Annotated in this window: 9 protein-coding genes; all 9 read left to right on the top strand. The window is 48.4% G+C overall.

From position 1 onward, the window contains the following. The first annotated feature begins 50 nt into the window (after nt 1-50). The 9 genes from QNO02_RS20855 to murA all read left to right on the top strand — a co-directional run bounded on the left by QNO02_RS20855 (nt 51) and on the right by murA (nt 12,068). Nucleotides 51-2,003, top strand: coding sequence for a stage V sporulation protein D (locus QNO02_RS20855; RefSeq protein ID WP_076211545.1), 1,953 nt, complete (start codon nt 51-53; stop codon nt 2,001-2,003). A 140-nt stretch (nt 2,004-2,143) separates the two neighbouring features. Then, entirely contained in the window at nt 2,144-3,631 is a 1,488-nt protein-coding gene (locus QNO02_RS20850; RefSeq protein ID WP_091034802.1) for a UDP-N-acetylmuramoyl-L-alanyl-D-glutamate--2,6-diaminopimelate ligase, read from the top strand. Continuing rightward, a complete protein-coding gene (locus QNO02_RS20845) occupies nt 3,631-5,043 on the top strand; it encodes a UDP-N-acetylmuramoyl-tripeptide--D-alanyl-D-alanine ligase (RefSeq protein ID WP_289392831.1) in 1,413 nt (470 codons plus the stop codon). The genes QNO02_RS20850 and QNO02_RS20845 overlap by 1 nt, the downstream gene beginning before the upstream one ends. Before the next feature lie 12 nt (nt 5,044-5,055). Next, complete coding sequence (mraY, locus tag QNO02_RS20840) at nt 5,056-6,024, top strand: phospho-N-acetylmuramoyl-pentapeptide-transferase (protein WP_047843751.1); 969 nt, start codon at nt 5,056-5,058, stop codon at nt 6,022-6,024. Between the two features lie 3 nt (nt 6,025-6,027). Continuing rightward, the gene (gene murD / locus QNO02_RS20835; RefSeq protein ID WP_289389876.1) at nt 6,028-7,449 is read left to right on the top strand and encodes a UDP-N-acetylmuramoyl-L-alanine--D-glutamate ligase; all 1,422 of its coding nucleotides are present in this window, start codon (nt 6,028-6,030) and stop codon (nt 7,447-7,449) included. Nucleotides 7,450-7,497: 48 nt separating this feature from the next. Further along, a complete protein-coding gene (gene spoVE, locus QNO02_RS20830) occupies nt 7,498-8,595 on the top strand; it encodes a stage V sporulation protein E (protein WP_062835457.1) in 1,098 nt (365 codons plus the stop codon). 7 nt (nt 8,596-8,602) lie between these two features. Beyond that, complete coding sequence (gene murG / locus QNO02_RS20825) at nt 8,603-9,712, top strand: undecaprenyldiphospho-muramoylpentapeptide beta-N-acetylglucosaminyltransferase (RefSeq protein ID WP_124116020.1); 1,110 nt, start codon at nt 8,603-8,605, stop codon at nt 9,710-9,712. A gap of 149 nt (nt 9,713-9,861) precedes the next feature. After that, a complete protein-coding gene (gene murB / locus QNO02_RS20820; protein WP_091028481.1) occupies nt 9,862-10,767 on the top strand; it encodes a UDP-N-acetylmuramate dehydrogenase in 906 nt (301 codons plus the stop codon). Nucleotides 10,768-10,784: 17 nt separating this feature from the next. Next, a complete protein-coding gene (gene murA / locus QNO02_RS20815; protein ID WP_036614867.1) occupies nt 10,785-12,068 on the top strand; it encodes a UDP-N-acetylglucosamine 1-carboxyvinyltransferase in 1,284 nt (427 codons plus the stop codon). Nucleotides 12,069-12,085: the final 17 nt, after the last annotated feature.

Here is a 12,085-nt window from a genome sequence, read left to right as displayed (position 1 = left end):
CATGAATGGAACGAATGTCATGATTTTGGGACGAGTGGGGGGATCTTTTCGTGAAGGGATCAAGCGTAAATCTGCGGCGCAGGTTGCTATGGAGTTTAATGATTTTAGTTTTGTTATTTTCGGCCCTGATGATCAGGCTTGCTTATGTACAGCTCGGGGAAGGCCCTGAATTGTCAGCAAAAGCAGAAGAATCCTGGCGGCGTAATATTCCTTACTCCGCCAAGCGGGGGGAGATCCTGGATCGAAATGGAACCTCTCTGGCCTATAATGTGACAACACCGACCATTATGGCCATTCCGGCTCAGGTTAAAGAAGCTGAAACGACAGCTAAAGCGTTGGCCCCATTGCTTGGGATGACGGAAGAAAAAGTGCTTGCAACCATCAAGAAACGAGAACTCATTGTAAGACTACAACCCGGCGGCCGCAAAATTACGATGGAGAAAGCTCAGCGCATCCGTGATTTGAAGCTTCCGGGTATCGTTGTTGCTGAGGACAATAAACGTTTTTATCCTTATGATGATTTGGCTGCCCATATTCTTGGTTTTACGGGCATTGATAATCAGGGCTTAACGGGTGTCGAGAAGAAGTATGATGATAAGCTGAATGGTTTGAATGGCAGTGTGTCCTACTTGTCCGATGCGGCCGGAAGGCTAATGCCGGGCTCATCCGAGAAGTATGTGGAACCGAAGGACGGCCTTAACCTCAAGCTGACCATTGATAAATCCATTCAGTCCATCATGGAGAGAGAACTGGATCAGGCCATGGTGAAGTTCCAGGCGAACTCAGCATTGGCCATAGCGATGAATCCCAAAACGGGTGAAATTTTGGGGATGTCCAGCAGGCCGGGATACGAACCTGCCGATTATCAGCAATATCCCGCGGAGATATACAATCGGAATTTACCGATCTGGATGACCTACGAGCCGGGCTCCACATTTAAGATTATTACCTTGGCAGCAGCGCTTGAAGAGAAAAAGGTCAATCTGCAACAGGATCAATTTTTTGATCCCGGATATGTTGAGGTTGGTGGAGCTCGTCTGCGTTGCTGGAAAAAGGGCGGCCACGGAAGTCAGACCTTCTTACAAGTTGTGGAGAACTCATGTAACCCGGGCTTTGTGGCTTTGGGGCAGAGGCTGGGCAAAGAATCGCTCTTCTCCTATATTAAAGACTTTGGCTTCGGTACCAAAACAGGGATCGACCTCAGTGGAGAAGCCAGTGGGATTCTGTTCAAACTGTCCAGAGTGGGGCCTGTCGAGCTTGCAACGACTGCTTTTGGTCAAGGTGTATCCGTAACACCCATTCAGCAAGTAGCAGCTGTGTCAGCCGCCATCAATGGGGGTAAACTTTACAAGCCTTATGTTACGAAGGCGTGGGTCCATCCGGTCACCGGAGAAGTCATGGAAGAAGCCAAACCGGAACTGGTTCGTCAGGTGATCTCGGAGAATACATCCAAACAAGTACGTGAAGCCCTCGAGAGTGTTGTCGCAAAAGGTACCGGGCGTCCGGCATTCATTGATGGATACCGGGTCGGTGGCAAAACAGGTACAGCCCAGAAGGTTATCAATGGACGTTATTCCTCAACAGAGCATATCGTATCCTTTATCGGATTTGCACCGGCAGATGACCCACAGATTGTGGTCTATACCGCTGTTGATAATCCCAAAGGAATTCAGTTCGGAGGTGTGGTTGCCGCCCCGATTGTGCAGAACATCCTTGAAGATGCTTTGCATTATATGAATGTACCTGTTCGGAAGGATCAGGTCGCCAAAGAATACAAGTATGGTGAAACCAAAATCGTGACAGTTCCAGACCTGACAGGAGCTACTGTTGAAGATCTGTACGAAGACCTGAACATGAATTTTATGCTGGCGAAGTCTGGCAGTGGTAAATACGTGATTAATCAGGCACCCAAACCTGGGGCGAGGGTAGATCAGGGATCAACCATCCGCATTTATATGGGGGATGTACTGAATGATGCACATGATCACACAAAGGATGAATAACAGGGCTTAGGGGTAGTTTGAGGCTTCTAGCGCAACAAAATTCATCCAAGTGCGTTTCATTATTGGGTTGTATTGACGATATTAATAAATACAGACATATGTTAAAACAGAAGTATATTTGGAAAAGTGAGGTTATTCATGTGCTTTTAAAACAATTTGCATCGATGCTGACCACCGCCCGCCTCGTGGGCGAATCAAATACAGAATGCCAAAACCTTCAGACAGATTCCCGGCAGGTAAAACCGGGTGATCTGTTTATCTGTCTTCCGGGACATACGGTAGATGGTCATGATTATGCAGAAAAAGCTGTAAATGCTGGTGCAGTTGCATTGGTGGTTGAACGGCAGCTGGATCTTCCTGTGCCACAATTGCTGGTGAAGGATAGCCGATTTGCGATGGCTGTTCTGGCAGATTTCTTTTTTGACTCGCCAAGCCAGAAGATGAATATGATTGGTGTAACGGGAACGAACGGAAAAACAACGACCACCTATTTGATTGAAAAAATCATGAGTGATTACGGACGCAAGACGGGATTGATCGGTACTATTCAAATGCGGTATGACGGTCGCACCTACCCGATGTCAGGAACGACACCAGAGGCGCTTGATCTGCAGCGTAGTCTGCATGATATGGTTCAGAAGGGTACGGACTGTTGTGTTATGGAAGTTTCTTCTCACGCATTGGAACAAGGGCGAGTAAAGGGAACAAATTTCCGTACTGCGGTATTTACTAACCTGACGCAAGATCATCTGGACTACCACCATTCCATGGAGGAATATCGCGGGGCCAAAGGATTGTTCTTTGCACGTCTGGGTAACGGTTATACAGAAGATGTTTCACAGCGTAAATTCGCTGTCATCAATGCAGATGATCCGGCTGCGGCTTATTTCATCTCTGTGACGGCGGCTGAAGTGATTACATATGGCATGGGTGAAAAGGCGGATGTACGCGCATCCCAAATCTCAATCACGTCTCAGGGAACTTCTTTCCACGTGGATACATTTGCAGGCAGCGTGGATATTCGATTGCGCATGGTAGGCAAATTCAATGTGTACAATGCAATGGCAGCAATCTCTGCAGCGCTGGTGGAAGGTATTCCGCTGGAAGAGATCAAGCGCAGTCTGGAGACGGTTCCGGGCGTGGATGGACGTGTTGAAGGAGTGGACGAAGGACAGCCATTTGCTGTTATTGTCGATTATGCCCATACACCGGATGGACTGGAGAATGTGCTGCGGACGGTGAAAGAATTTGCCGAAGGACGTGTAATTTGCGTGTTTGGCTGTGGTGGTGACAGGGACCGTACCAAACGCCCTCTCATGGGGAAAATTGCTGCGAATTATAGTGATTTTGTACTGGTTACTTCCGATAATCCACGGACAGAAGATCCGGATCTGATTCTCAAAGACATTGAACAGGGCCTGATTGAAGAATCCGTTCCTGCTGAACGTTATACGATGATTGTGGATCGACGCCAGGCGATTCATGAAGCTATTGAAATGGCAAGCCCAGCCGATGTAGTATTGATTGCGGGCAAGGGTCACGAGACCTATCAGATTATCGGCACAACCAAAACCGATTTTGATGACCGAATCATAGCCAAAGAAGCGATAAGGGGCAAATCCAATTGATAAAAAGAACATTGGCACAATTGGCCGAGATGTGTGGAGGAACATTAAGTGACGTTGCCGCTCATGGCAATGTAATGGTTGAAGGGGTGTTTACCGATTCGCGTAAACCTCTGGAAGGCAGTTTGTTTATCCCGCTAGTGGGTGAAAGGTTTGACGGACACGAATTCGTGCAAGCCTGTCTAGAGAAGAGGGCAGCAGGCGCGATCTGGCAAAAGGATCATGGTATTCCGCCACAAGGAGCTGTCATTGTTGTTGACGACACACTTGTCGCACTGCAAGCACTCGCATCTGCTTATCTCACGGAGAATAAAGCGGCTGTAGTCGGCATTACAGGCAGCAACGGCAAGACAACAACAAAGGACATCGTTGATGCCATTCTCTCAACGACTTTTAAAGTGCATAAGACGCAAGGCAACTTCAATAATCACATTGGTTTACCGCTGACTGTACTAAGCATGGACCCGGATACCGAGATTATCATTTTGGAGATGGGTATGAGTGGTCGCGGGGAAATTAACGATTTGTCAGTTATTGCTCAGCCAGATGTAGCGATTATAACCAATATTGGTGAATCTCATCTGCTTCAGCTGGGGTCCAGATTGGAGATTGCCAGAGCCAAAGCCGAGATTGCCGCGGGATTGAAGCCTGGCGGGTTACTGATCTACAACGGAGACGAGCCTTTAATTGCACAAGTCCTTGAAGAGCCCGCAACGAAACAACCCGATGGATTGCAGCGGTTTACATTTGGTCTGCAAACCGATAATGATGACTATCCTACTGGACTTATGAATGCGCAGAACGGCGTAGTTTTCACCACCAAACAGTTTGGAGAACATGCATTTACGCTACCTCTGCTGGGAACGCATAATGTCGTTAACTGTCTGGCTGCTTTGGCTGTAGCCCGTCATTTCAAAGTGACGACAGAGCAGATTGCCGCGGGATTGTCTAGCTTGAAACTGACAGGCATGCGTATTGAGGTTACTCAAGGCGTTAGTGGTCTAACCCTGCTGAATGATGCATACAATGCAAGTCCAACCTCCATGAAGGCCGCAATCGATGTACTAGAAGGTCTGAAAGGATACCGCATGAAAGTGGCTGTGCTTGGTGATATGCTTGAACTCGGTCCTCAGGAGCAGGATCTGCATCTTGGAATTGGTGAGTATATTACATCTGCCAAAATGGACATGGTGCTCGTATATGGCCCGCTATCAGCACATATTGCTGAAGGAGCAAGAAAGCATATGCCGGCAGAGGCTGTGCATGCTTTTATAGATAAAGAAGAAATGACCCGTTATCTACTGGAGAAACTACATCCCAGAGACGTTATCTTGTTCAAAGCCTCAAGAGGCATGAAGCTGGAGGACGTGGTCGAAGCATTACAAATAGCACCATTACAGAATCGAGTAGACTAGAGGGGTGAACCCATGGATTTTCAGGTATTACTGTTAACAATCGGTGTTTCATTTATTCTGGCGGTGATTGCCGCACCGCTCCTGATTCCGCTGTTACGTCGAATGAAATTCGGACAGCAGGTTAGGGAAGATGGGCCTCAGAGCCATTTGAAAAAAAGCGGAACACCTACAATGGGTGGAGTCGTCATTTTAGTTGCGTTCACATTGGCCTTTTTGAAATTTTCGGCAGTCAAGAATACAGACTTTTATGTCTTGCTCGTGGCTACGCTGGGATTCGGGCTTATAGGTTTCCTTGATGATTACATCAAAATTGTGTTCAAACGTTCGCTGGGACTGACGGCCAGACAAAAAATGCTGGGCCAATTGTTCTTCAGTGCAGTGATGTGTTTCTTGCTGATCCAGAATGGACACAGCACAGCCATCTCTATTCCGGGTACGTCATTCTCGTTTGACTGGACCGGATGGTTCTATTATCCGTTTGTTGTATTCATGATGCTTGCCATTACCAATGCGGTTAACTTTACCGACGGTCTGGATGGTTTGCTGTCAGGGGTAAGTGCTATTGCCTTTGGCGCGTTTGCCATTGTGGCGATGCAAGCCACGTCGATGCCGGCAGCCGTGTGTGCAGCAGCGATGATCGGAGCCGTACTCGGTTTTCTGGTATACAATGCACATCCGGCCAAAGTGTTTATGGGAGACACCGGTTCTCTGGGTATTGGCGGTGCGATTGGTGCGGTAGCCATTGTAACCAAAACAGAGCTTCTTTTTGTCATCATTGGTGGTATTTTTGTTATCGAGATCTTGTCTGTCATCATTCAAGTGGTATCTTTCAAGACTCGCGGCAAGCGTGTATTCAAAATGAGCCCCATTCACCATCACTTTGAATTAAGTGGTTGGTCAGAATGGCGGGTTGTTATTACCTTTTGGGCGGTAGGCGCAATTCTGGCCGCTCTTGGACTTTATCTCAACAAGGGGTTGTAGATCATGAATCATCCTGAATCATATCGCGGACAACAAGTAGTCGTGCTCGGATTGGCCAAAAGCGGCGTACAGGTCGCCAAAGTGCTGGATCGCGCCGGAGCGAAGGTTACAGTAAATGATAAAAAAGAGAGAGATCAATGTCCCGAAGCTTCCGAATTGGAGGCTTTGGGAATTTCTGTTGTATGCGGAGGACATCCGGATGATCTGATTCACAGTGGTGTGAAGCTGGTTGTCAAAAACCCGGGTATCCCATACCATGCAGCTCCTGTGCAGCAAGCTCTGGCATTGGGCATTGAAGTGGTGACCGAAGTAGAGGTTGCTTATCATCTATGTGCTGCACCCATGATCGGGATTACGGGCTCCAACGGTAAAACAACAACCACCACTTGGGTGGGGGAAATGTTGGAACATGCCGGCCTCAACCCGATCGTTGCCGGTAATATCGGAACACCTCTCTGTGAAGCGGCAGAGCAAGCTTCTCCAGATAACTGGATGGTTGTTGAGCTTAGCAGTTTCCAGCTCAAAGGAACGGTTGATTTCCGTCCCCGGATTGCCAGCTTGCTTAACGTTGCAGAGACACATCTGGACTATCACGGGAACATGGATGATTATGTGGCTTCCAAAGCCAAACTGTTCGCCAATCAGCAGCCTGACGACGTAGCCATTCTAAATTGGGATGATGCGGTATGTCGTGGTCTGGTTCCTTACATCAAAGGCAGATTGATCCCCTTCTCAGTGACAGAGAAATTGGATACAGGTGTATATGCAGATCCTCCTTATGTGGATGGAGAAGAGGATGATGTGAAGCGTCAGATTATCTACGCGGATGAAAAGGGAAATCACCACACCATTATTGACATCGAGAACATTGGCATCGCTGGACGATTCAATGTGGAAAATGCAATGGCCGCTGTGGCCATTGCCGTAGCGGCAGGAGCTGATCCAGCAGTGCTGGCTGCTCCGCTTGCAGATTTCAAGGCGGTTGAACACCGACTTGAATACGTTCTAGAGCATAATGGCTCTGCGTATTACAACAACTCCAAAGCGACCAATTCGAAAGCTACGGTTATGGCCCTGAATTCGTTCAAGGAACCGGTCGTATTAATTGCTGGAGGGTTGGATCGTGGGTCAGACATGATGGAGTTGTTACCCTTGTTCCAGGAACGGGTAAAAGCTGTCGTTGCAATTGGAGAGACACGGACAAAAATTGCCAAGGTCGCGGAACTTGCCGGATTAAAGCAAATTAAGGTCGTCGATAATGAGGAGGACGCTGCCCGGACGTTAACCGTTGCTGTGCAGGAAGCATCGAAGCTTGCCAGTGCTGGTGATGTCGTTTTGTTATCCCCGGCATGTGCAAGTTGGGACATGTTTGCTTCCTATGAAGAGCGGGGACGCATTTTTAAAGAGGCGGCGCATAACTTGTAAGTAGGGGGGTGGAAAAGCCCCTACTTCCATGCAAGGGGTGGCCTCCTGATGAAACAGACGCGACCGGCACCAGATATCTGGTTGCTGATTTGTATTTTGGCATTGCTTGCCATCGGCATTATTATGGTATATAGTGCGGGCTCGGTGCTTGCCTTTCATGACTATGGCGATTCATTTTATTTTGTAAAAAGACAGGCCCTGTTTGCGGTGCTTGGGCTTGTGGCCATGTTCGTAACTGCTAACGTAGACTACCGGGTGTGGAGGAAATATGCCAAGCCTATATTGATTGCCTGTTTTATTATGCTCATTGCGGTGCTCATTCCTGGAATCGGTGTGGTTCGCGGTGGTGCACGAAGTTGGCTGGGCATTGGTTCGTTCGGTATTCAGCCCTCAGAATTTATGAAGCTGGGCATGATTCTGTTTCTCGCTCACTGGCTGAGCAAGGAACCGGGCAAAATCAAAACCTTCACAACGGGGCTTCTGCCACCGCTGGGATTGATCGGTTTGGCTTTTGGGATTATTATGCTGCAACCTGATTTAGGGACTGGCACCGTGATGATGGGCGCATCGATGCTTATTATTTTTACAGCTGGAGCGCGAATGAAACATCTGAGCTTGCTTGCTCTTGGCGGCGTAGCGGGGTTTGCAGCTTTGATTGCAGCAGCACCCTATCGGTTGCAGCGTATCACAGCGTTTTTGGACCCGTGGTCCGATCCGCTGGGTGCCGGATATCAGATCATTCAATCCTTATACGCAATTGGTCCTGGTGGACTGGCGGGATTGGGACTGGGTATGAGCCGGCAGAAGTACAGTTATGTACCTGAACCGCAAACGGACTTTATTTTTAGTATTTTGGCCGAAGAACTCGGCTTTATAGGTGGAATGATTGTATTATTGTTGTTTCTGGTGCTGGTGTGGAGAGGAATGCGTGTAGCCATGACCGTTCCGGATGCCTTTGGCAGTCTGCTTGGTGTTGGTATCGTAGGTATGGTCGCCGTACAGGTCATTATTAACATTGGTGTTGTCATTGGCATGATGCCTGTTACGGGCATTACATTGCCTCTGATCAGTTACGGTGGATCATCATTGACCCTCATGCTCACAGCACTGGGCATTTTAGTGAATTTATCCCGTTATGCGAGGTGACTATGCGATGCGAGTCGTTCTAAGCGGTGGCGGTACGGGTGGACATATCTATCCGGCCGTTGCCATAGCAAGACAATGCGAGGCGGAGAACCCGGACTCGACATTTCTATACATCGGAGGAACCAGAGGGCTGGAAAGCAAGCTGGTTCCCCAAGAAAATATTCCTTTTAAATCCATTGATATTACGGGCTTTCGGCGGAAATTGTCCATCGACAACCTGAAAACGGTCATGCGTTTCATTCAAGGTGTACGCAAGTCCAAAAAAATGCTGAAGGAATTCAAACCGGATGTTGTGATTGGTACAGGTGGATATGTGTGTGGACCTGTGGTATATGCAGCAACAAAACTGGGGATTCCGAGTATAATTCATGAACAGAACGCCATTCCTGGTCTGACGAACAAATTTTTGATGCGTTATGTGGACACGGTTGCCGTTAGCTTTGAAGGTTCTGAAAAATCGTTTTCCGGTGCAAAAAAGGTGATCTACACTGGTAATCCGCGAGCGACTACGGTAGCACAGGCAAGCCGTGATCGTGGTTTTGCCACGTTAGGTGTACCGATGAACAGCCGTGTTGTTCTTGTGGTTGGTGGCAGTCGCGGGGCAAAAGCAATCAATCAGGCCATGGTGGACATGGCTCCATTGCTGGAACAACTGGACGATGTACACGTAGTTTACGTGACAGGGGATACCTATTTTGATGAAACGCGTGAAGCCATTCGCAGCTCATTGGGTACGATGCCAAACCACCTGCATGTCCTGCCTTACGTGCACAATATGCCTGAGGTGCTTGCCTGCACATCCTTGATTGTAAACCGCGCAGGTGCATCATTCCTTGCGGAGATCACATCACTGGGTATTCCTTCGATCCTGATTCCTTCACCTAACGTGACTAATAATCATCAGGAAGCCAATGCACGCACGCTTGAAGGTGGAGGTGCATCACTCACGATGCTGGAGAAGGATCTTACAGGCAAAGTCCTGTATGAAGCCATCGCCAAGATTATGAATGATGAATCGGGACGCAAACGAATGGCTGAAGCCTCCCGGAAACTGGGGAAACCCGATGCAGCTGAAGTGCTTGTTCATGAAATTCAGCGTCTTGCTGCACGCCGATAAAGTGTGATTGTGGGCGATTGTCACACACAAGACGGGGCTGACATAAGATACCGTATAAATCGTGACCATCGTTCCATGGCGCCAGAACACGGTCTGTATCAACAGAACATACCGTGCTCATCGGTCTTGAAGCAAAGGAGGAAGCAAACATGCATCAGTGGATATCGTTACTATCCCAGAATAATGTTGGCAGAGTTCTTGAAAACGAACCGCTAGCCAAATACACCACATGGAAGATCGGCGGTCCTGCGGATGCACTGGTCATTCCCGAGAATAAAGAGCAGATGATGAATCTCGTTCAATTGCTTCACAAGGTTCAGATTCCGTGGATGCAACTTGGACGGGGCTCAAACATGCTGGTGTCAGACAAAGGAATACGTGGTGTTGTGGTGAAACCAGGCGATGGTTTTGATTATGCCGAATTTCACGAAGGTGGTGTAACCGCCGGAGCGGCGCATTCTTTTGTTAAACTCAGTGTGGTTGCTGCCAAAAAGGAATGGACCGGTCTGGAATTCGGCAGCGGTATCCCCGGCACTGTCGGTGGAGCCGTATACATGAATGCAGGTGCTCATGGATCGGATGTGTCACGGATATTCAAATTCGCTGAGATTGTACTGGAGACAGGGGAATTGGTACGTTACAGCAAGGAGGACATGGATTTTGCCTACCGCCACTCTGTTCTACATGATCGGAGAGGCATCGTGCTGGAAGCTACATTTGAACTACAGCATGGAGAACGCAAAGTCATTTCGGAAACCATGGCGGCTTACAAAGATCGCCGGCGTTGCACACAGCCACTGCAGATGGCATGTGCAGGTAGTGTATTCCGAAATCCACCGGGTGATCATGCAGCCCGCCTGATTGAAGCAGCAGGGCTGAAAGGAATGACCCAGGGAGGCGCACAGGTATCCACCATGCATGCCAATTTCATTGTTAATACAGGCCAAGCAACAGCAGAGGACGTTATCACCCTAATGCAGCAGATACAGAGCACTATATCATCTCAAAACGGTATTAACCTGGTACCGGAAGTCTTCGTAGTGGGTGAGCGGTAAACCCCGGAGGTGATACATTGGACAAATTGGTGATTGAAGGCGGGAAACCCCTCTCAGGATCCATACGCATCCATGGAGCAAAAAATGCCGCTTTACCGATTATGGCCGCAAGTTTGTTGGCAGATGGAGAAGTTACACTGCATAACGTTCCACACTTGCTGGACATTGAAGTGATGCTGTATATCCTGGAACGGCTTGGATGCACGTGTCGGCATGAACAGGGAACAGTGACGATTAATACCTCGTCTATCCGGTCATATGATGTGCCAGAAGATCTAATGAAGCAGATGCGCTCTTCCATTTTTTTGATGGGACCATTGCTGGCTAAGTTTGGGCAAGTGTCAGTGTATCAGCCAGGCGGTTGTGCCATTGGAGAACGCAAAATTGATCTTCACCTCCGGGGCCTGGAAGCGCTCGGAGCTTTGATTGAAGAGCAGGACCAACAGATTATATGTCATGGGCACAATCTGGTGGGTACAGATATTCATTTGGATTTCCCGAGTGTGGGAGCCACCGAGAATATCATGATGGCAGCCGTTATGGCTAAAGGCACAACAACCATTTGCAACGCGGCAAGAGAACCTGAAATACAGGACCTGCAACACTTTTTGAATGCTATGGGTGCAAGTATTATTGGTGCAGGAACGGATACAATCACGATCAATGGCGTTGAGAAACTGAAGCCTTGTTCCTATGAGATTATACCGGATCGAATCGTTGCCGGAACCGTAATGATTGCAGCAGCAGCAACACGAGGCAATGTTACGCTTACACACTGCAATCCTGCTCATCTTACTTCACTTATACATGTATTGAAGCGCACTGGTGTTCAAATCACAGTCTGCAATGATATAATGACGGTGAGCTGTATGAGCCGTCCCAAATCAGTAGACCGTATTGTGACTTCTCCGTATCCTTCGTTTCCGACAGATTTGCAATCGCAAATCATGGTGCTGCTCAGTTTGGCAGACGGATTCAGTGTGATGAAGGAAACGGTATTCGAGGGCCGGTTCAAACATGTGGATGAACTGAATGTGATGGGGGCTGATATTTCAGTCGATCTGAACGCAGCATTTATCCGTGGTGTTCCCCGTCTGTACGGGGCTACAGTAGAAGCAACCGATCTTCGTGCAGGTGCAGCTCTGGTAATTGCTGGCCTGGCTGCTCAAGGCAAAACGGTTGTGGAGCAAGTGCATCATATTGACCGGGGCTACGATCAGATCGAGAAGTTATTCCAAAGTCTTGGAGCATCGGTTGAGCGACAGTCGCCCGTTTCGAAACAGTTGGATTTTGCCAATTAACGTCCTTGGCGTCCCCT

Origin of the sequence: Paenibacillus sp. PK1-4R (assembly GCF_030369595.1) — a bacterium.
Lineage (GTDB): Bacteria > Bacillota > Bacilli > Paenibacillales > Paenibacillaceae > Paenibacillus.
The sequence above is the reverse complement of the archived record's forward strand: the minus strand, read 5'-3'. Positions and strand labels throughout refer to the sequence as shown.

Excerpts from the sequence above, each read along its gene's own strand:
- murB (WP_091028481.1), top strand. The coding sequence starts at position 9,862 with ATGCATCAGTGGATATCGTTACTATCCCAGAATAATGTTGGCAGAGTT.
- spoVE (WP_062835457.1), top strand. The coding sequence starts at position 7,498 with ATGAAACAGACGCGACCGGCACCAGATATCTGGTTGCTGATTTGTATT.
- mraY (WP_047843751.1), top strand. The coding sequence starts at position 5,056 with ATGGATTTTCAGGTATTACTGTTAACAATCGGTGTTTCATTTATTCTG.
- murD (WP_289389876.1), top strand. The coding sequence starts at position 6,028 with ATGAATCATCCTGAATCATATCGCGGACAACAAGTAGTCGTGCTCGGA.
- murG (WP_124116020.1), top strand. The coding sequence starts at position 8,603 with ATGCGAGTCGTTCTAAGCGGTGGCGGTACGGGTGGACATATCTATCCG.